Here is a 21,371-nt window from a genome sequence, read left to right as displayed (position 1 = left end):
CATAACTCACAAGAAAATACAGGTGTACGCATGTCTATTAAAAAACTGATCGCAAAGGCGGGCCTTGTCGCTTCGTTGCTGGCTGGCGCCACTGGCGCTTATGCGCAGGATATAAAAGTTGCCCTGGGCACCGATGGGTTCGTGCATATGCCGCTGTTCGTGGCGGTGGATGGCGGCTATTTCAAGAAGCAGGGGATGAATGTCGAACTCGTCAAGTTCAAGGGCGGCGGTGCCGCGACCTCGGGCCTGGCCAGTCGAACCGTCGAGTTCTGTTCCTGTGCGATCCAGAACTCGATCAACGCGAAATTGAAGGGCGCCGACTTGACCCTGCTGGGCCGGCTGGTGGGGCAGTACGCAAGCAACGTGGTGATCAGCCAGAAGAAAGCCGACCAACTGGGCCTGACCGCGCAAACGCCGATGGAGCAGCGGCTGAAAGCGATGAAGGGCTTGAAGATTGCGGTCAGCGGCGCGGGCGGCAGTGCTGATTTCCTGGTGCGGTTTCTCGGTGAAAAAGGCGGCCTTTCGGCAGAAAAGGACTTCACGTTGTTATACCTGAACAGTGCCAGCGCCATTCTGACGGCGTTCGCCCAGGAACGTATCGACGGTTTCGCACTGTCCTCTCCGACCTCGGACAGCGCCATTATCGAACACAAAGGTTTCACCCTGTTGGATATGGCCGAAGGACAGGTCAAGGAGCTTGATGGTTATCCCTCCATCGCCTTGAGTGCGCGCAAGCAATGGGCCGATGAAAACCCGCAGACGGTGAAGACATTCCTGGACGCGCTGGCGCAAGCGACGACGCTGATCAACGAGCACCCTGAGCAGGCCATGAAACTGGTGCGCGCGCGCTTTGAAGGCACGCCGGATAACGTGTACGCGGCGGCCTGGGCCTCCAACAAACACTCATTTCCTCAAACGCCTTATCTGAGCGAGGAAGACGTCGCCCGGGCGATTGCGTTTCTCGGCAAAGTCCAAGGTCAATCGATTCCCGGCAAGGCCGGCGACTACATGACCGCGATGCACTGACACCCTCACTCTTACCTGATGGATATACCGGCCCACCGATCTCGAACGAGCGCGGTGTGGCTGCGTACCGCCCGGAAATCATCATGAATAATAAAAAAATATGCACATCGTGGGGCGTGGTGTTCGCCGTCGGACCCTGCCTGGCCACCGCCCAGGCAGCCGACTTCTTCGCCGACTCCAAGGTCGACCTGGAAATGCGCAACTTCTACATGAACCGCGATTTTCGCGACGGCAGCGGCCCATCAAAACGCGATGAATGGGCGCAGGGCTTCATTCTGCGCGCACAGTCGGGTTACACGCCCGGCGTCGTCGGGTTTGGCCTGGATGCGATCGCCATGGTCGGCCTGAAACTCGATTCGAGTCCGGATCGAACCGGCACGGGGTTACTGCCGGTTCGCGATGACGGCAGCGCCCCGGGCGAGTATTCCAAGGCCGGGTTGACCGCGAAAATGCGCGTGTCCAAAACCGAGCTGAAGGTCGGCACCTTGATGCCCAAGCTGCCGACGCTGCAAGCGAACTTCGGACGCTTGCTCCCGCAAACGTTTCGCGGAGGCATGATCGAGTCCCGGGAGTGGAATGGCCTGGAGCTGATCGGGGGGCACCTTGATCAGGTCACCGATCGCGATGTCACCGGTGCGCGAGGGTTGTCGATCAATAACAAGAATCGGCGCTTTTCCGGCGCGCTCGACGGCGGCAACTTCGAGTTGGCGGGTGCCGCTTACCGCTGGAAGCATTTCCAGCTGACCTATCAGCTCGGACGACTGGAGGATGTCTACCAGCAGCACTATCTCGGTTTCAACAGTACCCACGACGTCGGTGAGGGTAAGTTCAAGGCGGATCTGCGCCTGTTTGTCAGCGACGATCAGGGGCAAGCGCGCGCCGGGCAGGTGGACAATCGTGCGTTCAGCGGGCTGGCTACCTATGAATGGCGGGGCAACGCATTCAGCCTGGGGTATCAAGCCATGCACGGGGATTCGGCGTTTCCCTACGTCGACGGTACCGACCCTTACCTGGTCAACTTCGTGCAGGTGGGCGACTTTGCCGAGAAGGGCGAACGCTCATGGCAAGTGCGTTATGCGCGCGATCTGGCGTCGTGGGGCTTGCCGGGGATGACCTTCATGACCCGTTACATCAAGGGCTCCGACGCAGAGCTGCGCACGACCGACTCCGGCGGCGAGCGTGAGCTGGATGTCGAACTGCAGTATCGGGTGCAGAGCGGGCCGCTCAAGGCCTTGGACATACGCCTGCGCAACGCGGTGTACCGCTCGGACTTCTCCCGTAATGCCAACGACACGCGGGTGATCCTCAGCTATCCCATTTCCTTCCTGTGACCCTTCCGCCTGGTGACGAAGGATCGTTACCAGGCGACGGTCGCATCACTCAGGTAACGCTCATGGAATCCTTGGTCAGTTTGAATTCAGCTGATGGCATTGGTGTCATCGTCATCCATAACCCGCCGGTGAACGCGTTGTCCCAAGGCGTCCGGCAACAACTGTCGGACTGTTTGGCACAGGCTCAGGCCGACCCCACGGTGCGCGCCATCGTCCTCGCCTGCCAGGGCACGACGTTTGTGGCCGGAGCCGATCTCAAGGAGTTCGACCAGCCGTTGATGGCGCCGCACCTTCCGGACGTTCTGAACACCATTGAAAACAGCCCCAAACCGGTGATTGCTGCGCTTCACGGCTCCGTGCTCGGCGGGGGGCTGGAGCTGGCGTTGGCGTGTCATCTGCGGGTCGCGGATGCGTCTGCGGTGCTTGGTCTGCCCGAGGTCAGCCTGGGCTTGATCCCCGGTGCCGGCGGCACGCAGCGCTTGGTTCGCCTGTGTGGCGCGTTGATCGCCGTCGACCTGGTCATTGCCGGGCAGCGTCTGACGGCGGCGCAGGCACACGCAGCCGGGCTGATCGATCACTGCGTGGCGACCGACGTCCACGTCGCAGCGATTGAGTACGCACGGCGCTTCAGTGTGGCCCAACCCTTCTGGCGGCGAACGCGAGATCGGCTGATTGCCGAACATGACGCCGCTGAATTCGAGGCGAAAGTCGCCGGCGTCATGAAAAAAATGCGCGGGCAACAAGCGCCCCTGGCTGCCCTCGAGGCGATCAAGGCCGCCCTGACCGTGCCGTTTGACGAAGGCATGGCCGTGGAGCGCAGGCTGTTTATCGAGCGCCGACAATCGGCCCAGGCCAAGGCGTTGCGGCATCTGTTTTTCACTGAGCGCGCCTTGGCCAGCCGCACGCGTCAGCTCGCTGCCAATGGCCACGCGCCCTCGATTCAAAAGGTCGCGGTGATTGGCTCAGGCACCATGGGCGCCGGGATTGCCATCTGCATCGCCAATGCAGGCCTCGTTGTAAGCCTGATCGACGTGCAGGATGCCGCGTTGCAACGCGGTGTGAAAAACATCGACGACTATTACCGGGACGCGTTGCTCAAAGGGCGGCTCGATGCCCAGGCTGCGCAACACTGCCGGGCCTTGATTCGGCCGTCGACCTCAATGGACGCGGTGGCGGACGCCGACCTGGTCATCGAAGCGGTGTTTGAAGACCTGCAGGTAAAACGTGCGGTGTTTCAACAACTGGACAGGTTGTGTCAGCCGCACGCCATTCTGGCGACCAACACGTCCTACTTGGACATCGAAGCCATCGCCGATGGCGTCAGCCGTCCACAGCAGGTCCTGGGCATGCATTTCTTCAGCCCCGCGCCGGTGATGAAACTGCTGGAGGTGGTGCGTACCACCCAGACCGACCGGGCAGTGCTGGCGGCGGTGCTGGCTTTGGCGCAGCGGCTCGGCAAGGTTGCGGTAACGGTCGGGGTGTGTGACGGTTTTGTGGGCAATCGGCTGTTGGCGGCGCGGGAGCGGGAAGCTATGTTCCTGTTGGAGGAGGGCGCGCCACCCGAGGATGTCGACCGTGTGATGCGTGCCTTCGGCTTCCCCATCGGCCCCTTTGAACTGCGTGATCTGGCCGGCGTGGATGTTGCCTGGCGCAACCGCCAGGGGCGCCTTTCTCGGTTGAACGAGCGTGAGCGGCGCTGCGATTGGGTCGATAAACTGTACGCCGCCGACCGTCTTGGCCAAAAAGCCGGTGTTGGGTTTTATCGATACGCGCCAGGCAGCCGCCAGGCCGTGCCGGACCCCTGGTTGACCGAGGTGTTGGACCAGCACCGGCAGCAATGGCACATCACGCCGCGGAACATCACCGATCAGGAAATCGAAGAGCGCTGTTTGTTTGCAATGATCAACGAGGCCGCCTGGCTGATCGACAACGATATCGTGGCGCACCCTGGCGATATCGATCTGGTGTGGATTCATGGATATGGCTTTCCGCGCTACAAGGGCGGGTTGACTTACCATGCCGACCAGAGGGGGCTGGGCTATGTGGCAAAAGCGCTGACGCGCTATAACCCTGAAGCTGGAAAGGCACTCTTGGCGTTCATGACGCGCCGCAAAACCTTCCACGCTCATTGACGATCGGCCCCGGCGGGTTGTTGAGCCCGCCGGGGCATTGCGTCAGGCTTCTTTGATCACATGCCTCAGAATCAACGTCAGGACCGTCGCGACACACAGCATCGCGGCCATTGCGATAAGGCCGGCGTTGAATGAGTGGGTGAGGTCTTTGAGCCAGCCGACCGCGTAAGGACCGACCAACCCCCCGAGGCTACCCACGGCGTTGATGAACGCAATGCCACCGGCCGCGGCTTGCTTGCTCAGAAACGTCGCGGGGATGCTGTAGAAGCACGTGCGGACCGAACTCAACCCGATCAACGCCACCGTGAGGCCAATCAGTGCCGGAATCAGGTCGCTGTAGACCACCGAGAAAATAAACCCGGCCGCTCCGGTGGCGCAGGTAATGGCCAGGTGGAGCACATACCGCCTTTTGCGCGCGAGCACCTTCGCCCACACGAGCATCGCGACACTGGCAATCAGATACGGTATCGCCGACACCCAGCCGATCTGAGTCGTCGTCAGCGCATGGCTTTTGAGGATTTGCGGCAACCATACGCCAATGCCCAGGATGCCGATGATGTAGCTGAACAGAATCGCGGCGAGCAGCCATACCCTGACGTCGTTGATGGACTGTCGAAAGCTGTGCGCGCCCTTTGACTCATGTTCCGCGTCGAGTGCCGACTGCAACGCTTGGCGCTCGTGCACAGTCAGCCACTTGGCGTCTGCGGGCCTGTCGGCCAGGCACTTCAAGCACAGTACGCCGAGCACACATGCCGGAAGGCCTTGTAGCACCAACAGCCACTGCCAGCCCCGGTACCCCCAAAGACCATCCATCGAGAGCATGGCGGCAGAGAGCGGCCCACCGAGGACGGAAGAGACGGGGATGGCAAACAGAAACCAGGCCATGACCCGCGTCCGGTATTGGATCGGAAACCACAGCGACAAGAAGAAAATGACGCCAGGAAAGAACCCGGCTTCTGCGATACCGGCCAGCAGGCGGATGAAGGCGTAACTGAGCGGCCCTTGAGCCAGCGCGGTGGAGGCGGAGAACAGCCCCCAGGTAATCATGATTCTTGCGAGCCATCGCCGCGCACCGAAGCGGTACAGCGCCAGATTGCTGGGTACCTCGAACAAGCAATAGCCCACATAAAAAATGCCGGCTGCAAAACCGAACTGGGAAGCAGTGAGCCCCAAATCTTCATTCATTGTCAGTGAAGCAAAGCCGACGTTAGTTCTGTCGAGATAATTAAAGAAATACGCGATGGCGAGCAGTGGGATTAACCTTATCGCGGCTTTACGGCAGGCACTCGATTCCAGCGCCTCCTGTCTTGTTACTTCGCCTGCTGTGAGTATGTTCATGCGCGTCCATTATTGTTGTAGTGAGGAACCTGGAAGCATAGGGGCGCGCTTCTTATCCTCGCCAACACCTTTTAACCATAGGTCGCTATAACCACAGGGCATGGGGCCGTGGCAGTGTTTGCGGGGATTCCTGCCATGCCCGACAGGCATCGAAAACCATGACGCATCAGCATTGGTTATTTTCTTGAAAGTGCATAAACCTGATGGCTCACACCCATCGGTTTGGCGTGCCAAACAATAATAAAAGGCTCATGTAATGCAATACACTAAGATGATTAAATCTCTCATAGTGGCAGGGCTAGTTGCCTATAGCTTGCCGGGACATACCGACGACATGGTCAGAACAATTGTTGCCGAGAAAGGCAATGTACACATTGAGGCGCTGGATCAGGGCAAGGGGCATGTCATCGTGATCCTGCCTTCAAAAGGCCGTGGCGCGAACGACTATGACGAAGTGGCCCGTTACCTGGTAGGTGACGGCTATCGCGTGATCCGTCCGGAGCCTCGCGGTGTCAAGGGCAGCAAGGCGCCCATGGATACGCCGACGCTGCACGATTTTGCGGCCGACGTCGCCTTGGTGATGGATAAAGCCAGCACCGGGCCTGCGGTGGTGGTCGGGCATGCCTGGGGAAGCCAACCTGCGCGTGTGCTGGCGGTCGATCGTCCAGATCTGGTCAAGGGGATCGTATTGGCCGCCGCGTCGATTGGTAAGTTGCCTGCCGGTTCATCTGAAAAGCCCTACGGCCGCATGCTCGAAGCGATCAAAGGCGCGGGCAATTACGCGTTACCCGAAGCCCAGCGAATCAGCTATCTGAAGGAAGCGTTCTTCGCCCCCGGCAACGATCCGCGCGCCTGGCTGAGCGGATGGTACGACAAGACCCACCAGGCTCAAGACCATGCACGGGACAGCACACCCGTGGATCTTTATTGGTCAGCCGGCGCAACCGTGCCGATTCTCGACCTGCAAGGGCAGCATGACGCCGTCGTTATCCCGAACATTCTTAAATCCATGCTCGGCGATCGGGTCGAACATAAAACCATTGCCAACGCCGGACATGCCATGGCCCCCGAGCAGCCGCGTGAAATGGCGAGTGCCATCGCCGATTTCGCTAAACGCGTGTATGCGGACAAGTGATCGGCGTCTGTCGCCGATTTGATTGACGGGCGGTGCATGCGTTGGCCGTGGCCTGACGGAAAAATGCTCCGGACCTTTCGGTTCGGAGCATTCCTCATCTGTTGCGCGGCGTGTATTGCGCGCTACATCTTGCGGGCGTACTGGGCCTTGGCAAACGCAGCGATGGCATCCGCCATCGCTTTGGGTTGCTCAGGCGCCATGGCGTGTCCGGCATCTTTCAAGACCACGACCTGGACCCGGTCACCGAGCATGCTTTTGAGCACGCCGGAGAAGCGCCGCGGGGCAACCGTGTCCGCTTCACCTTGCAGATCGAGAATCGGGGCACTGCCGGCGGCGAAGTAGTCGTCTACCGGTGTGGTGTTGCGTGCATGGGACTCGGCATCGTGGGTGGCCTGGTGCCAACCGCCCAGCCACACAGTAGGATCGTTGCCGGGGGCAAAGAAGGCCTTGCGCAGGTAGATCAGGCGTTGCTCTTCGGGCAGCGACAGGTCGCCGGCACCATCGATGGCCTGCCGCATCTCGGCATTGATCGGTTTTTCCGTCGAGCCCGGCGGCACTTTGCCGGCAGACGCTGCGGCCATCACTACACCGCGGACAAGGTCAGGGCGATCGGCGGCGAGCATGCGCGCGGCGAAGTTGCCCCAGGCGTGACCGACCACCACGACAGGGCCTGTGTTTTCATGTTCGACGACTGCTGCGACGTCCCGGGCAAAGTCGTGTACCGACAGGTTTTCCATCGGCCCTTTGCTTTGCCCTATGCCACGCGGCTCGGGCCTGAGGACGCGGAACCCATCCACCTGAAGATAATGGGCGACCTGGTCATAATCGCGAGCCGAACGCCCCAATGAAGGGAGCATCACGATCACCGGCCCTTTCCCTTGCGAGCTGACCTCGATTTGCACGTTGTCATAGTTGACCAGCGTTTGCTTGATCGGTGTGCCAGCAGCCATCGCAACGGCGCAAGTGAGGCCAAAGGTGGCGCCGAGCAGAATACGCGAGAGGGTTTTCATTATTTACGCTCCTGTGCCGTTGGATTGTTGGCCGGTTCGAGGCCGCTTTCGGTCAGCAGATGACGTGCGGCCGGGCTGTTGAGGAAGGCAATGAACTCACGGGCAGGTTGTGTATGAGGCGTCTCGCGGGCGACTGTCGCGCAGAACCGGCTGATTTTCTGTACCTCTTCGGGAAGCGGGCCCAGGTAGTCGACGCCGGGGGTGACCTTCAACTCGCTGATTTGCTGCATGCCGATGTCCGCATCGCCTCTGGCCAGCGCCGTGCCCACCAGTTCCTTGCCGGCGATCTCAACGGTTTTACCTTTGATCTTGTCGCTGATGCCCAACCGCTGGAACAGCTCGGTACGGATATACACGCCGCTGGCACCTTGGGAGTAAGCGATCTTGTCGGCATTGAGCAACGCCGAGGTGAGCGCGGCGACGCTTGATACGTCCGGCTTGGGTTTGCCGTGAGGCACCCCGACACCGATGCGCGAGTCGGCGATCTCGCGGCGGGTGGTCATATCAAACGCGCCGGTGGGCGAGAGCAGTTCCAGGGTTTCATCCGCCATGATCGCCAGGTCCATCGGCTCTTTATGCCTGATGCGTTCTGGAATGGATTCGGGCGATGTGCCCATTGAAGGTCCCCAACTGAAACTCAGGGTATTGCCGCTGGCTTTTTCGTAGGCCGGCTGAAGGTGTTCCATGGCACCCCGCAGTGCGCCACTGGCAATGATCTTCAGTTCAGCGGCTTGGCTCAATTGAGAAAAACCGAGCAGGCTGACCAAACCGGTGGACAGCAGTATCGGAGCAGATCTTGTTTTTTTCATGGTGCTGCCTTCTTCAATGGGCGCCTGTTTCAAGCGCCGCGAGTGTTGACGAATAACGAGTACAACGATGTGGTCGACGCCATCAGCAGACGATTCCCGCGTGGGCCGCCGAAGCACAGGTTGGCGCAACGCTCCGGCAGGTCGATGTGACCAATCGCGGTGCCATCAGGGGCGAAGATGCGTACACCGTCCAGTCCGGGCTCAGGCGTGGCCCAGCCGCACCAGAGGTTACCGTCCACATCCACGCGTATCCCGTCGGGCAACCCGCTGCCGGCATCGATCAGCTCACGCCGATGACTGACTTGGCCTTGCTCATCGACGCTGTAGGCGACGATGCGCCGAGGGCGAGCCCTGGACTCAACCAGGTAGAGGGTCTTTTCATCCGGGGAGAAGGCCAGGCCGTTCGGGCCGTCGAGGTCTTCGGCCACGCAGTGCAGGCTGCCGTCCGCATCGAGGCGATAGAGGTTGGCCGGCAGTTGCGCGGTGCCTTGCCGGCCCATGTAGTCGCTGATCAGGCCGAACGGTGGGTCGGTGAACCAGATACTGTCGTCCGACTTCACGACGATGTCATTCGGCGAATTCAGCGGCTTTCCTGCAAAGCTGTCGGCCAGCACGCTGATGCTGCCGTCGTATTCGGTGCGGGTGACGCGCCGGCCGCCATGCTCGCAAACGAGCAGGCGTCCTTGACGGTCGCGCGTCATGCCATTGGCCTGATTCGAGGGCTGGCGAAAGACACTCAAGCCGCCGGTGGTCTCGTCCCAACGCATGATGCGATCGTTCGGCAGGTCGGTGAACAGCAGGAAGCGCGCGTCGGCGAACCAGGCGGGGCCTTCCGCCCAGCGCAGGCCTGTACCGAGACGCTCAACCTTGGCATGGGCAAGGCGGTAGTGCGCAAATCGAGGGTCCAATTCGCGAACGCTCGGGTCGGGCACGCGGGAGCTGGGAACCCAGGTAATTTCGTTCATCGTTTGATCTCCTGAATGGACGCACATCAGGCGTAAAGGCGCGCCGGGTTGTCGACCAGCACCGCCTGCTGCAAGGCGGGGCTGTCGCACACCTGGCGAATGAAGGCGAGAAGCTGGGCATCGTCAGGTATCGGCCCTTTGATGTTCGGATGCGGCCAGTCCGATCCCCAGATGGCGCGCTCGGGGGCGCACTCCAGTAACGCGCGAACCTGATCCAGCGCCTGCGGCCAAGGGCCGGGCTGACCCTGCATGGCACGATCGATGCCCGACAGTTTGATCCAGCGATTCGCGTGGCCCAGTTCCGCCCGCAGTTCGTCCATCAACCGCGGATCAACCGGCTGGGTGAGGTCCGGGCGCGCCATATGATCAATGACCAGTGGCGTCTTCAGGTCGCGCCAGGTGTGGAGGAATGGCAACAGCGTCGGCAACTCCCCGTGCACCAGCACGTGCCACCCCAGCGGAGCGACGCGCTCGGCCAATGCGCGCAGCTTTTGTGGGTCGCGGGCCCCCGGCAGATGGCCCATCAAGTTGAAGCGGATACCGCGCAGGCCGCCGTCGTGCAGAGCCTGCAACTGATCGTCGGTGGTGGTTTCATCAATGATGCCGACACCGCGATAATGCCCGTTGCTGCTGGCTATCGCCTCCAGAATGGCGCTGTGGTCGGTGCCATAGGGCGCAGCCTGCACCAGCACGCCGTGACTGATACCCAGTCGACGATGCATGCCCAGCAGTTCGCTGAAAGGCGCAGGCTCAGGCGTATAGGCCGCGTTGGCCGGAAGAGGGAAACGCGCCCACGGGCCATAGATATGGGTGTGACAATCCCAGGCACCTGTAGCGCTGGATGAAATCGACATGCTGGCTCCGAAAGTCTGCCCCGATACGCCGCCTGCCAGACCGATACCGGCGGCAGCTATCATGGTGTGTTTGATGAACAGACGACGTGACGTCTGAACGCAGGAAAAGTCGTCCATGTTCGGCCCTGGTTGGGTAGGCGGGCAGGGCTGCGCTTTGCACAGCCCTTTGGAATGAGTCAGTCGCAGCGTGCGGTCATGCCGCCATCGACGATGATTTCCGTGGCGGTGACGAAGCGTGATTCGTCACTGGCCAGATACAGCGCTGCAAACGCCGTATCGCGGCCATCGCCCATGAACCCGAGTGGAATGCGTGCCACACGCGAATCGAGCAGTTTGCTCACATCGCCGCCCGTGCGTTGCCCGGCCAGGCGCACTTCGACCATCGGTGTATGCAACTGCCCCGGAACCACCGTATTTACGCGGATGCCCTTGGGGGCGTATTCGACGGCGGTGACGCGAGACAGTTGAATGACGCCGGCTTTGCTGGCGGCGTAAGCCACTTGTGCCGAGCCCGTCCAGCGCGTGCCGGACGTCGAGGCGGTGTTGATGATCGAACCGCCGCCCTGTGCTTCCATCAGTGGCAGCACATGCTTGCAGGTCAGGTAGACGCTTCTGAGGTTCAGGGCGATCTGCGCATCGAACTTGTCTTCGGCCAATGCCACAGCGCCGCCCGCGGCGGAACCGCCGACGTTGTTGACGAGAATATCGACTTGGCCGTAAGCCGCTTTGCACGCGGCGACCATCGAGGCGACCGCCTGACTGTCGGTGACATCGCAGGCGAATGGGGTGACCTCACCGCCGGCTTCACGGATGCGTTCGAGGGTTTCCTCCATGGCGCCCAGGTCGCGATCGACCGCGAACACCTTCGCCCCGGCCATGGCGAATATCACCGCGACCGCGCGGCCATTACCCCAGCCACTGCCGACACAGCCGGCGCCGGTGACGATAGCGACTTTGCCCTTGAGGCGATCGCTTTTTGGGAGAGTATCAGTCATGCAAGTATCCTCAGTTCAATGTAGTCGGCAGTTCGGCAGTGGCGCCCGCAGGTGGCGGAACTTCGAACACCTTGATGGTCATGGAAATCAGGGTGTAGTAACCCGCGATGCCGACCAGATCGACGGCCGCATCGGTACCCATCAGTTCGACGAATTCGGCGTAGAGGCCGTCGCCGATAGCGCGTTGGGCGTGCAGTTCGCGAATGAAGCGGTAGACCAGGGCTTCATCGGCGTTTTCGAACGCCGGCTCGCGGTCATCCCGAATCGCTTCGATGATGTGTGGCGCCAGCCCGGCCTTCAGTGCGAAAGGCTTGTGCGCCGCCCACTCGTATTCGGCGAGCCAGTGCCGGCCCATCAACAGAATGGCCAGCTCCGACAGGCGCGGGTCCAGGCAGGTGTCATAGCGGCAGTAGCGGCCCAGTGCCTGGGCGCACTCGGCCAGCGCTGGCCGATGCAGCCAGATCGCCAGAGGGCCGCGCACGCCTTGGCGAGGGCCATTGGCGATGCGCTCGTAAACCGGGCGCTGCGCGTCGCTGAGGTGGTTCGGGTCGATAGGCTTTAAACGATTCATGGAGCTTTCCTGTCAGGGACGCGGTGACTGAATAGACGGTTTGTGCGCGGGCGCGATGGCCGCCTCGGCTGACGGGCTTTCGACCGGTGGGCGCAGCAGGCTTCGGCTCGGCTTGCGGCCGGTTGCCCGCTCGAAAGCGTCGGGGTCGAATGCGCCTTCCCAGCGCGCGATGGCAAACACCGCGACGGTGTTGCCGACGATATTGGTCAGGGCGGTAGCGGTGGCCATGATCCGGTCAATGCCGAACAGCAACCCCAGGCCACTCAGCGGAAGGGTTTGTACCGATTGCAACGTCGCGGCCAGCTTGATGAAGGCACCGCCTGCAACGGTGGTACCGCCTTTGGAGGTGATACTCAGGATCGCCAGCAGACCCAGTTGCTGCACCAGGGAGAAAGGCGTGTCGGTCGCTTGTGCGATGAACCCGATCGCAACCGCCATGTAGATGGCAGTTCCATCAAGGTTGAAGCTGTAGCCGGCGGGCAGTACAAAACCGACGACCACTTCGTCACAACCGCTGCGTTGCAGCTTTTCGATCAGGCGTGGGAATACCACTTCGCCGGACGCCGTGCCGAACACCAGCAGGATCTCATCGCGAATCAGGCGCAGCACAGTGCCGAAGGGCAGGCCGATAGACCAACTGATCGAGCCCAGAATGCCGAAGACGAAGATCAGTGAAGCGGCGTAGTAAACCGCGATCAACTTGAGCAGATAGAGCAGGGTGTCGCCACCGTAACTGCCGATGGCCGCAGCCATGGCGCCGAACGCGCCCAGAGGGGCCAGCTTCATGATGAAGCCGAGCATTTTGAAGAGGATGCTCTGCGCCTCGCCAAGGGCTTTGACGGCGACCGAATCAGGGCCGCAGACGCGGTTGATGGCGATACCGGCCAATACCGAGATGATCAGTACCTGGATGATGTCGCCCTTGGCGAAAGCATCGACCAGTGTGTGGGGAATGAGCCCCAGCAGGTAGTTGATCATCGACACACTGCCTGCCGCAGAGGTGGCCTTGATCGCTTCACTGGATTCATTCAGGCTCGTCGCATGCAGGCCCACGCCCGGTTCAACGACGTTGACCAGAATGAAACCAATGAGCATCGCGACGGTGCTGACCACTTCAAAATAGACTAGCGACTTGATACCGAGTCGGCCGAGTTTGCGCATGTCCTGAACATGGGTAAGGCCATGAACCAGGGTGACGAAAACGATCGGCGCCAGCATCATTTTCAGCAGCGCGATGAATGCTTGTCCGAGGGGCTTCATGGCGACCGCCCATTGCGGTGCGGCGAAACCGAGGATGACGGCAGCAACAAGTGCTATCAGCACCTGTACGTGGAGTTTCTTCAACTGATTCATGGCATTTCCTGGCCCGAGAATGGGCATCATTATTCTTGTGGTAACACGTCCCTTGACGGGCAAGCTGGGCCTTCAGCTATCAGCGATGAGCATAGAAAAAACTAAAGCTAGGCACAAAAACCTTATTTTGATACAAAGCTATGCCATTACGGCATGGTGATAACGATGGATATTCGGGAACTACGCTCCTTCGTAAAAGTGGCCCAGTGCGGAGGTTTCAGCCGTGCGGCCAAAGAGCTCTTCATTGCTCAGCCGGCTCTGAGTCGGCAGATCGCCAAGCTTGAAGAGCAGCTTCAGGTGGCACTGTTCATTCGTCACGGAAGGGGGGTGGAGCTGACTGCCGCTGGGGCGCGTCTGCTGGAGCGGGCGGATGTAATGCTGCGTTACATGGAGGACACCGCTGACCATGTCCGAAACAGTGCGTTTGAAGAGCGCGGCCATTTGGCGATCGGGTTGCCTCCTGCGATCGGGACCATTGTGGGGCCGCAATTGATCCGTCGTTTTCACGAACGCTGGCCGAAGGCGTCGCTGCACGCGCTGGAAGGGTTGAGCACGTCGTTGCAGGAATGGCTGCTGGATGGCCGAATCCAGGTAGCCGTGGTGTACAACCAGCCTCTGCTCGAGGCCTTTGATGTCAAACCCATTTTCAGTGAGCGCATGGTGCTGGTCGGGCCTCCAGGGGAAGCGCCGAGATCGGTGCGTATCACCGGCCTGGCTGATTTCCCGCTGATCCTTCCGGGCCTGCCGCACAGTAACCGTCGCTTGATCGAGCAGGTTGCCGCGCAGAATGGACTGCGGCTGAACGTCATATTCGAAGTGGACAGCGTGAGCTTGACCAAGCGTCTGGTCGCCGAAGGCATGGGGTACTCCATTCTTGCTCACGCAGCCGTTCAGGAAGATATCGCGAAGGGGCTGTTGGTCGGTCACACCATCGAACGACCGGGCATCCGATCCACGGTTTCGTTGACGACACTCAAAGACCGTAGAAGCAGCCGCCTGGCGTTGAGTTGGGAAAAGATTCTGTTGGAGACGTTGGAAGAGCTGGTGACGGTCGGCGCGTGGAAGGACGCGACTCTCTGGCTGGGGCTGGAAAGCACAAAAACCTAGGGTGCCCCGGCATGGCAAAGGCGAACCACTCCAGCGAGTGGTTTTTTTTTGCCTGGATTTTTATGCGGTTGATACAAAGCTGATACGCGAAAAACAGTTAATGAGAATCCATGTCATACGCGAATGGTTTGGTATATCATGCGCCGCGAATTCTTGGCAGGTTTGCCTGCGCGTCGGCTCATTCATGAGGTCCAACATCCATGCGTCACACCCTGATTTCCCTCTGCGTGCTTCAGGCGTTTACTCCTTTTGCCTGGGCGCAGGTTGCCGCCTCTGAACAACCCAGCCTCGAGTTGCAGGCGACCACGGTCACCGGCGAAATGGACTACGAGACGGCTCAAGGGCCGGTCAAGGGCTACCGCGCGACACGTTCAGCCAGTGCGACCCGTACCGACACTTCGATTCATGAAACGCCGCAGTCCATCAGCGTAGTGCCCAAGGACGTGGTCGAGGACATTGGTGCGACTCGCCTGCAGGAGGCCCTGGACTACGCGGGCGGCGTCGGCCGGGCGAACAACTTCGGCGGGCAAGGGCTTACCAGCTTCACCGTGCGAGGCTTTACCACTGCCGAGTTCTACCGCAACGGTTTCCCGATCAACCGCGGCTACCCGAGCATGCCCGACGCCAACAGCATCGAGCGCCTTGAAGTGCTGCGCGGGCCGGCGACCATGCTGTATGGCCGTGGCGATCCCGGTGGCACCTTCAACGTGGTATCCAAGCAGCCGCTGGCCGAGCCCACGGTCACGCTGGGTAGCCAATTGAATGATCAGGGCATGAAGCGCGGCACCCTCGATGCGTCCGGCCCGCTGGATGAGCAAGGCGCGCTGGCCTATCGTCTGAACGTGGTGGGCGAGGGCGGCGACACCTTCCGCGACCATGTCTCGAGCGAACGCTACGGCGTGACCCCGGTGTTGACCTGGCAGGCCAATGACGCCACCAAGGTGATCTTCGAAGGCGACTTCATGCGTAACAATCGCCCGCTGGATCGCGGCCTGACACGCTTCGCCAACCAGCGTGGGACGCCGTCCCGTGACACCTTCTGGGGTGAGAAGTACGCCGGCGACCTGCACAACGATAACAACATGGCCCAGTTGCGCTTCGAACATCTGCTCAACGACAACTGGACCCTGGGCGGTGGGTTCCAGTGGCTGGACGGGACGATGAAGGGCAATGGTGTCGAGGCCAACGGCGCGACCAGCCTGGATGCCGATGGCCGCACACTTCAGCGCAACTTCAACTACCGCAAGCTGGAATGGACCGACAAGGACTACCAACTCAACCTGACCGGGCACTTTTCCACCGGCGGCTTTGATCACACCTTGCTCACTGGCATCGAATACGAAGACTACGACTACAAGTCGATCATCCAGCGTTCCAGCGCCGTGGCGGGGACCTTTCCGATCGATATCTACAACCCGGTCTACGGCCAGCCTCGTCCGGCGCTGACCCGCACGCCGACGCACGATAAAGAAAACCTCAAGACCTACGCGGCCTTCGTTCAGGACCAGGTGGCACTGACCGAGCGCTTGAAAGTCCTCGCCGGTGCGCGCTTCGAGCGCTTCGAGCACGATTACGAGTCCTACGTACCCGGTGTCAGAAGCTGGAACGCCGCCGACAACGCCGTCACCCCGCGCGTCGGCGTGATGTATGACCTCACCGACACCGTCGCGCTCTACGCGGATGCCGCGCGCTCGTTCAAGCCCAACACTGGCGCCAGTCGTCAGGGCGGTGGGTTCGATCCGGAGAAGGGCAAGTCCTACGAGATGGGCGTGAAGTGGGAAGCGCTTGACCGACAGCTGAGCGTCGATGCGGCGATCTACCAGATCGAGAAGAAAAATGTCCAGGGTGTCGACCCCGTTGACTCCGCCTTCAATGTTGCGACGGGCCAGGTCCGCAGCCGCGGCTTTGATCTGAACGTGGCCGGCAACCTGACGCCCGAGTGGCGGATGATCGGCGGCTATGCCTATGTGGATGCCGCCGTCACCAAGGACACCACTGTCCGTACCGGAACGCGTTTGGCCAACATTCCGCGCAATAGCTTCAGCCTGCTCAACGTGTATGAGTTCCAGGACGGCGCGCTCAAAGGCTTGGGCCTCGGCGCCGGTGGCAAATACGTGGCCGAGCGTGCCGGGCAGACGGCCAACAACACGTTCGCGATGGACGCCTACACGGTCGTAGACCTGCTCGGTTACTACAAGGTCAACGAAAAGGTCAGGCTCAACCTGGACGTGAAGAACCTGTTCAATCGCGAGTACGAAGAGGGCTCGTTCTTGAACTTCTACGCCTACCCTGGCGAGCCGCGCACGGTGCAAGTGGGTATTTCCTACACTCTGTAGCGCGGTCAGCGCCCGGCGCGATGTGCCTCGTCGGTTGATCCGGTGGTATGCCGGGCGAAGGTCACGCAGCCACACTTTTTGGCGGCCTGTAGGGAAACCCCTACAGGCTCCGAAAATCCCTCGCGCAATATCAGGATTGGATGATGGCTCTTTGCTAGATGTCGGGTTAGAGTGATTAAAAGGTTCTTGCGAATCTTCGTTTCTGCGACCCCTCCCGAGGCTGCAGGACACTTCATAATGTGGAGTGCATCATGAAAGTCCTAATCGCTGATGACTCATCCATGTCCCGCAAGCTGGTCTTGCGTTCCCTGCCAGAATCACTGACCGAAGATGTTCGCCAGGCCTGTAACGGTGCCGAGGTGATGGAGGCGTATCACGCCGGTTTGGTGGACCTGCTTTTTCTCGATCTGACCATGCCGGTCATGGATGGCTTCCAGACCCTTGAGGCGCTCAAGCGCGAGGACGCGAATGTGGTTGTCGTGGTGATCAGCGCCGACATCCAGCCGCTGGCCAGGCAGCGCGTATCCGATCTGGGCGCTGCTGCATTCGTCGCCAAGCCGGTTACGGCGCAAGCTGTACTCAATGCCTTGCACGTCATAGGGGTACTTTGATGGAAACCTTGGCCGCGCTAACCGAAGACCAACGTGACGCCTTGCAGGAATTGATGAACATTGCCATGGGGCAGGCCGCCGAACGACTGGCCCGGCTGACCAACACCATGGTTACGCTTTCGGTTCCTTTCATTCACCCACTGATCCGGGAGCAGGACAACCTGTTGATTCCGGACCATCTTCGTCGAAGCTCCATGATCGTCACCCGCCAGTCGTTCCTGGGGGAGTTGCGCGGAGAGGTGTTCGTTTGCTTTGGTTCCATGGGGGCCGACAAGCTCGCCGAATTGCTCGGCTATAGCGACGGCGGCCCTGCGCAGCAGGAAGAACTGATGCTGGATGTCACCAACATCCTGTCCGGCGCCTGCATCAGTGGCCTGGCCAAGCAGGTGGCGATACAAGTGAGTTATGACGCGCCGTCGATTCTGGTCCACAGAGAAGAGTCCGCGAACGCACTGAATGAATTGAACCTGAACGAACACCTGGCGATGGTGTTGGAAATCCGTTTCGAGGTGCAGGCTCATCAATTCTCTTGCGACCTGCTGATCTGTATTACCGAACGTACAGCAGGCGTTGTGGTCCGGGCCATCGATCGCTTGCTCTATGAGCTTTGAAGGGGCGTCTTCATGACAGACAACAAGGCAATTTCCCGGGAAACCCTTGAGTCGATGCTCAAGGCCATCAACATGGGCGTGCTGCTGGTCGACCATGACTGCAAAGTGCTGTTCTCCAACCACTTCATGTCCATCAACAGCGGCCGCAGCGCCGAAGAGCTCGTCGGTCGCACGCTGTTCGAAGTGTTTCCGGAACTGCCCGAGGTCTGGACCCGGCAGAAGATCAACAGCGTCGTCACGCTGCAGAACTTTGCGTTCACCTCCTGGCAGCAACGGCCGCACCTGTTCAACTTCGAAAGCACCCGGCCGATCAGTGGCTTGGTCGGGCACATGTATCAGAACTGCACGTTCTTCCCGGTGCAGGACGCCGATGGCGGCAGTCTGGGGGTGGGCCTGGCGATAAGCGATACGACCGATACCGCTGCCCGCCAACTCGAACTGACGCACCTCAACGAGTTGCTGGAAGAGGAAAAGAGCGCCCAGGCGCTGCTGATCGCACGGCTCGAGGAGGCTCAGGCGCAGTTGCTGCAGTCCGAGAAAATGGCTGCGATAGGCCAGCTTGCGGCGGGCGTGGCCCACGAAATCAATAACCCGATCGGCTTTGTGTGCTCCAACGTCAACAGCCTGCGGCGTTACCTGGTGGATCTTTTCGCATTGCTCGACGCCTACGAACAGGCCAGTGACGAAAAACATGCGCAGGCTCATCCCGAGCTTGCGGCCATGCGGGACAAGGCGGATTACGACTTCATGCGGCAGGACATCGACGAGCTGATCGTCGAGTCGGTCGAGGGGCTGGACCGGGTCACTCGTATCGTCAAGGACCTGCGCGAGTTCTCCCATGTCGACAGCTACGAATGGCAGTTGGCCGATCTGCACAAGAGGCTGGATAGCACCCTCAACGTTATCTGGAACGAGATCAAGTTCAAGGCTCAGGTGATCAAGCGCTACGGCGATATCGAGCCTATCGAGTGCATGGGCTCGCAGATCAATCAGGTGTTCTTGAATCTGCTCATCAATGCGAGCCATGCCGTGGGCGTTGATGGCGAAATCATCATCAACAGTGGCAGGGAAGACGGCGGTGTGTTCGTCGAGGTCGTCGACAACGGTCACGGCATCCCGCTGGACATCCAGAACCGGATATTCGAACCGTTCTTCACCACCAAGCCGGTAGGCATGGGCTCGGGCCTGGGCCTGTCGCTGTCGTACAGCATCATCGTCAAGCACCATGGAAGACTCACCGTCGAAAGTGAACCGGGCCGGGGCAGTTGCTTCCGTGCGTGGCTCCCGTTACGTCAGCCCCAGGTACAGGCCCACGCTACCTCTGCCGTTGAAGGATGCTGAGCATGAACACCACCGAGTTGAGCGAAAAACGCTACACCGTCATGCTGGTGGACGACGAAGAAAGTATCCTCAACAGCCTGCGCCGCTTGCTGCGTGGCAAGCCTTACGATTTGCTGCTGGCCACCAGTGGCGCGCAGGCGCTGAGCCTTTTCGAACTGCACCCCATAGACCTGATCGTCTGCGACGCGCGCATGCCGTTCATGGACGGCCCGACCCTGCTCCGTGAGGTGCATAAGCGCGATCCGCACTGCATGAATATCCTGCTGACCGGTTATGCCGACATGAGCATGATCACGCAGGCACTCAGCGATGGGTACATTTTCCGCTACATCAGCAAACCCTGGAAGGATGAAGAGCTTCAGCTCACCCTCGATGAGGCTTTGGAAATGCAATGTGTGCTGCGTGAACGTGACAACCCGAAGAAGCTCATCAGCGAATAGTGGCTCGACAGCTTCGGCGCCTCACGGTTTTTGATAAATCGAAGGCGCCACCAGCTTGAACGCATCGCTGACGCCGTTCAGGCTTTCCGAATGACTGATCATGAAATAGCCGCCACGTCGCAGGAATGGGAGCAGGCGACTGACCACTTTTCGCTTGGTCTCCTGATCAAAGTAAATCATCACGTTGCGCAGGAAAATCACATCGAATTCGCCCAGTTGGGGCAGGGTTTCGATCAGGTTGACTTGCACGAAACTGACCCGCTGGCGCAGGGATTTATCGATCAGGAAGGTGCCTTCCTGCTGGCCGATGCCCTTGAGGCAGTATCGACTGAGCAAGGACTGCGGCAGTCTGTTGGCGCGTTCCATCGGGTAATGCCCGTTCCGGGCCTTGGCCAGTACCTGGGTGCTGATGTCCGATCCGATGACCTCCCAGGGCGTGCTGCGCAGGGTTTCGGCAAGGGTCATGGCCAGGCTGTAAGGTTCTTCGCCCGAGGAGCTGGCCGCGCTCCACACCCTGAAGGTCTTGCCTGGCGACGCGAAGGGCAATACCCGTTCGCGCAGGAACTCGAAGTGCTTGGGTTCACGAAAGAAATACGTTTCGTTGGTGGTCAACAGGTCCAGGGCGAACTGCAGTTCGTCGGGGTTCTCCTTGCCCATTATCATTTTGAAATACGCGCCGTAGCTCTCCAGTTCATGGAACTGCAGGCGCTTGAACAGACGCCCGGCAACCAGGGCTTTTTTCATGGGTGACAAGTGGATGCCCGCTGCACCATAGAGCCAGGACTGGAACTGGGTGAATTCACGATCTTCAAGATTGATCTGTTTCAATCCGAACTCCTTGTTCGTGACTTACAGCTCCTGGAGGCTGGGGCTGTCACCGGCGTCCGCCAGTTGAGACATTTCATCCATCGACAACACCTTGTCCACCTGCAAGACGATGACGAACGTGCCGGCGACCTTGGCCATGCCGCTGATGAAGTCCGGGCGAATGCGCGCGCCAAAGCTGGGGGCTGGCTTGATCTCGTCCGCCGGAATTTCCAGTACCTCTGACACACTGTCCACCAGAAGCCCGATATCCTGGGCCTGGTGGTCCTCGCTGCTGGCTTCGAGGATCACCACACAGCTGCGTCGAGAGACCTTCGTGCAGGGCTGCCCGAACCGTGCCTTGAGGTCCAGCACCGGCACCACGGCACCTCGCAGGTTAAGCACGCCGCGCACGAAGTCGGGCATCATCGGCACCGGAGTCACGTGTCCGTACTCGATGATTTCCTTGATGCCCTGGATATCGATGGCGAACATTTCGCCGCCCAGCAGGAGCGTCAGGTACTGCGCCTCCTGCTTTTGAATCGCCGTCGTCTGTCGGGTATCGGTTAACGCGCCCATGTCGCTCTCCTGCATGAAAAAAG

20 protein-coding genes are annotated in these 21,371 nt (G+C 60.2%); 10 read left to right on the top strand and 10 right to left on the bottom strand.

The window, feature by feature from the left end:
- The first annotated feature begins 30 nt into the window (after window positions 1-30).
- The 3 genes from ACP7E3_RS25495 (at window position 31) to ACP7E3_RS25485 (ending at window position 4,489) form a co-directional block, all read left to right on the top strand.
- On the top strand, window positions 31-1,026 hold the full coding sequence (locus ACP7E3_RS25495) for an ABC transporter substrate-binding protein (RefSeq protein ID WP_046384072.1): 996 nt from the start codon (window positions 31-33) through the stop codon (window positions 1,024-1,026).
- 83 nt (window positions 1,027-1,109) lie between these two features.
- On the top strand, window positions 1,110-2,357 hold the full coding sequence (locus tag ACP7E3_RS25490) for an OprD family porin (RefSeq protein ID WP_426124777.1): 1,248 nt from the start codon (window positions 1,110-1,112) through the stop codon (window positions 2,355-2,357).
- Between the two features lie 62 nt (window positions 2,358-2,419).
- Window positions 2,420-4,489, top strand: coding sequence for a 3-hydroxyacyl-CoA dehydrogenase NAD-binding domain-containing protein (locus ACP7E3_RS25485; RefSeq protein ID WP_108525685.1), 2,070 nt, complete (start codon window positions 2,420-2,422; stop codon window positions 4,487-4,489).
- Between the two features lie 42 nt (window positions 4,490-4,531).
- Here ACP7E3_RS25485 and ACP7E3_RS25480 read toward each other — a convergent pair whose 3' ends face one another.
- Window positions 4,532-5,827 carry an MFS transporter gene (locus ACP7E3_RS25480; RefSeq protein WP_046384070.1) on the bottom strand — a complete coding sequence of 432 codons (1,296 nt, stop codon included), beginning with the start codon at window positions 5,825-5,827 and terminating at the stop codon, window positions 4,532-4,534.
- Between the two features lie 256 nt (window positions 5,828-6,083).
- On the opposite strand from ACP7E3_RS25480, the gene ACP7E3_RS25475 reads away from it, so the two are divergent.
- A complete protein-coding gene (locus ACP7E3_RS25475; RefSeq protein ID WP_108525683.1) occupies window positions 6,084-6,962 on the top strand; it encodes an alpha/beta fold hydrolase in 879 nt (292 codons plus the stop codon).
- 122 nt (window positions 6,963-7,084) lie between these two features.
- Here the strand turns inward: ACP7E3_RS25475 and ACP7E3_RS25470 are convergent, their stop codons facing one another.
- The 7 genes from ACP7E3_RS25470 to ACP7E3_RS25440 are packed head-to-tail and all read right to left on the bottom strand — an operon-like array spanning window position 7,085 to window position 13,519.
- Window positions 7,085-7,972 carry an alpha/beta fold hydrolase gene (locus ACP7E3_RS25470; RefSeq protein ID WP_046384068.1) on the bottom strand — a complete coding sequence of 296 codons (888 nt, stop codon included), beginning with the start codon at window positions 7,970-7,972 and terminating at the stop codon, window positions 7,085-7,087.
- A complete protein-coding gene (locus ACP7E3_RS25465; protein WP_046384067.1) occupies window positions 7,972-8,781 on the bottom strand; it encodes a molybdate ABC transporter substrate-binding protein in 810 nt (269 codons plus the stop codon). The genes ACP7E3_RS25470 and ACP7E3_RS25465 overlap by 1 nt, the downstream gene beginning before the upstream one ends.
- A gap of 29 nt (window positions 8,782-8,810) precedes the next feature.
- Window positions 8,811-9,746, bottom strand: coding sequence for an SMP-30/gluconolactonase/LRE family protein (locus ACP7E3_RS25460; protein ID WP_126588483.1), 936 nt, complete (start codon window positions 9,744-9,746; stop codon window positions 8,811-8,813).
- A 26-nt stretch (window positions 9,747-9,772) separates the two neighbouring features.
- The gene (locus ACP7E3_RS25455; RefSeq protein WP_241561609.1) at window positions 9,773-10,717 is read right to left on the bottom strand and encodes an amidohydrolase family protein; all 945 of its coding nucleotides are present in this window, start codon (window positions 10,715-10,717) and stop codon (window positions 9,773-9,775) included.
- Between the two features lie 59 nt (window positions 10,718-10,776).
- Window positions 10,777-11,595 carry an SDR family NAD(P)-dependent oxidoreductase gene (locus ACP7E3_RS25450; RefSeq protein WP_046384064.1) on the bottom strand — a complete coding sequence of 273 codons (819 nt, stop codon included), beginning with the start codon at window positions 11,593-11,595 and terminating at the stop codon, window positions 10,777-10,779.
- A gap of 10 nt (window positions 11,596-11,605) precedes the next feature.
- The gene (locus ACP7E3_RS25445) at window positions 11,606-12,166 is read right to left on the bottom strand and encodes a carboxymuconolactone decarboxylase family protein (RefSeq protein ID WP_426124772.1); all 561 of its coding nucleotides are present in this window, start codon (window positions 12,164-12,166) and stop codon (window positions 11,606-11,608) included.
- Between the two features lie 12 nt (window positions 12,167-12,178).
- A complete protein-coding gene (locus ACP7E3_RS25440; protein ID WP_046384062.1) occupies window positions 12,179-13,519 on the bottom strand; it encodes a cation:dicarboxylate symporter family transporter in 1,341 nt (446 codons plus the stop codon).
- A gap of 165 nt (window positions 13,520-13,684) precedes the next feature.
- On the opposite strand from ACP7E3_RS25440, the gene ACP7E3_RS25435 reads away from it, so the two are divergent.
- From ACP7E3_RS25435 to ACP7E3_RS25410, 6 genes are all read left to right on the top strand, one after another.
- Window positions 13,685-14,626, top strand: a complete 942-nt coding sequence (locus ACP7E3_RS25435; RefSeq protein ID WP_046384061.1) for a LysR family transcriptional regulator — start codon at window positions 13,685-13,687, stop codon at window positions 14,624-14,626.
- Window positions 14,627-14,826: 200 nt separating this feature from the next.
- On the top strand, window positions 14,827-16,962 hold the full coding sequence (locus ACP7E3_RS25430; protein WP_169864794.1) for a TonB-dependent siderophore receptor: 2,136 nt from the start codon (window positions 14,827-14,829) through the stop codon (window positions 16,960-16,962).
- Between the two features lie 251 nt (window positions 16,963-17,213).
- Complete coding sequence (locus ACP7E3_RS25425) at window positions 17,214-17,573, top strand: response regulator (protein ID WP_017846984.1); 360 nt, start codon at window positions 17,214-17,216, stop codon at window positions 17,571-17,573.
- Entirely contained in the window at window positions 17,573-18,184 is a 612-nt protein-coding gene (locus ACP7E3_RS25420) for a chemotaxis protein CheC (protein WP_046384059.1), read from the top strand. Before ACP7E3_RS25425 ends, ACP7E3_RS25420 begins: the two co-directional genes overlap by 1 nt.
- Window positions 18,185-18,196: 12 nt before the next feature.
- Window positions 18,197-19,525 (top strand): ATP-binding protein, encoded by a 1,329-nt coding sequence (locus tag ACP7E3_RS25415; RefSeq protein WP_426124769.1) that lies wholly within the window; start codon window positions 18,197-18,199, stop codon window positions 19,523-19,525.
- Window positions 19,526-19,527: 2 nt separating this feature from the next.
- Window positions 19,528-19,965 carry a response regulator gene (locus tag ACP7E3_RS25410; protein ID WP_017846987.1) on the top strand — a complete coding sequence of 146 codons (438 nt, stop codon included), beginning with the start codon at window positions 19,528-19,530 and terminating at the stop codon, window positions 19,963-19,965.
- A 21-nt stretch (window positions 19,966-19,986) separates the two neighbouring features.
- Here the strand turns inward: ACP7E3_RS25410 and ACP7E3_RS25405 are convergent, their stop codons facing one another.
- The gene (locus ACP7E3_RS25405) at window positions 19,987-20,793 is read right to left on the bottom strand and encodes a CheR family methyltransferase (protein WP_017846988.1); all 807 of its coding nucleotides are present in this window, start codon (window positions 20,791-20,793) and stop codon (window positions 19,987-19,989) included.
- A gap of 21 nt (window positions 20,794-20,814) precedes the next feature.
- On the bottom strand, window positions 20,815-21,348 hold the full coding sequence (locus tag ACP7E3_RS25400) for a chemotaxis protein CheW (protein ID WP_057004888.1): 534 nt from the start codon (window positions 21,346-21,348) through the stop codon (window positions 20,815-20,817).
- Window positions 21,349-21,371: the final 23 nt, after the last annotated feature.

The organism is Pseudomonas sp. PSPC2-3 (assembly GCF_049898265.1).
Lineage (GTDB): Bacteria > Pseudomonadota > Gammaproteobacteria > Pseudomonadales > Pseudomonadaceae > Aquipseudomonas > Aquipseudomonas veronii.
The sequence above is the reverse complement of the archived record's forward strand: the minus strand, read 5'-3'. Positions and strand labels throughout refer to the sequence as shown.

Excerpts from the sequence above, each read along its gene's own strand:
- ACP7E3_RS25430 (WP_169864794.1), top strand. The coding sequence starts at position 14,827 with ATGCGTCACACCCTGATTTCCCTCTGCGTGCTTCAGGCGTTTACTCCT.
- ACP7E3_RS25475 (WP_108525683.1), top strand. The coding sequence starts at position 6,084 with ATGCAATACACTAAGATGATTAAATCTCTCATAGTGGCAGGGCTAGTT.
- ACP7E3_RS25480 (WP_046384070.1), bottom strand. The coding sequence starts at position 5,827 with ATGAACATACTCACAGCAGGCGAAGTAACAAGACAGGAGGCGCTGGAA.
- ACP7E3_RS25470 (WP_046384068.1), bottom strand. The coding sequence starts at position 7,972 with ATGAAAACCCTCTCGCGTATTCTGCTCGGCGCCACCTTTGGCCTCACT.
- ACP7E3_RS25450 (WP_046384064.1), bottom strand. The coding sequence starts at position 11,595 with ATGACTGATACTCTCCCAAAAAGCGATCGCCTCAAGGGCAAAGTCGCT.
- ACP7E3_RS25455 (WP_241561609.1), bottom strand. The coding sequence starts at position 10,717 with ATGGACGACTTTTCCTGCGTTCAGACGTCACGTCGTCTGTTCATCAAA.
- ACP7E3_RS25490 (WP_426124777.1), top strand. The coding sequence starts at position 1,110 with ATGAATAATAAAAAAATATGCACATCGTGGGGCGTGGTGTTCGCCGTC.
- ACP7E3_RS25440 (WP_046384062.1), bottom strand. The coding sequence starts at position 13,519 with ATGAATCAGTTGAAGAAACTCCACGTACAGGTGCTGATAGCACTTGTT.
- ACP7E3_RS25410 (WP_017846987.1), top strand. The coding sequence starts at position 19,528 with ATGAACACCACCGAGTTGAGCGAAAAACGCTACACCGTCATGCTGGTG.
- ACP7E3_RS25420 (WP_046384059.1), top strand. The coding sequence starts at position 17,573 with ATGGAAACCTTGGCCGCGCTAACCGAAGACCAACGTGACGCCTTGCAG.
- ACP7E3_RS25460 (WP_126588483.1), bottom strand. The coding sequence starts at position 9,746 with ATGAACGAAATTACCTGGGTTCCCAGCTCCCGCGTGCCCGACCCGAGC.
- ACP7E3_RS25495 (WP_046384072.1), top strand. The coding sequence starts at position 31 with ATGTCTATTAAAAAACTGATCGCAAAGGCGGGCCTTGTCGCTTCGTTG.
- ACP7E3_RS25400 (WP_057004888.1), bottom strand. The coding sequence starts at position 21,348 with ATGGGCGCGTTAACCGATACCCGACAGACGACGGCGATTCAAAAGCAG.
- ACP7E3_RS25425 (WP_017846984.1), top strand. The coding sequence starts at position 17,214 with ATGAAAGTCCTAATCGCTGATGACTCATCCATGTCCCGCAAGCTGGTC.
- ACP7E3_RS25465 (WP_046384067.1), bottom strand. The coding sequence starts at position 8,781 with ATGAAAAAAACAAGATCTGCTCCGATACTGCTGTCCACCGGTTTGGTC.
- ACP7E3_RS25415 (WP_426124769.1), top strand. The coding sequence starts at position 18,197 with ATGACAGACAACAAGGCAATTTCCCGGGAAACCCTTGAGTCGATGCTC.
- ACP7E3_RS25485 (WP_108525685.1), top strand. The coding sequence starts at position 2,420 with ATGGAATCCTTGGTCAGTTTGAATTCAGCTGATGGCATTGGTGTCATC.
- ACP7E3_RS25435 (WP_046384061.1), top strand. The coding sequence starts at position 13,685 with ATGGATATTCGGGAACTACGCTCCTTCGTAAAAGTGGCCCAGTGCGGA.
- ACP7E3_RS25445 (WP_426124772.1), bottom strand. The coding sequence starts at position 12,166 with ATGAATCGTTTAAAGCCTATCGACCCGAACCACCTCAGCGACGCGCAG.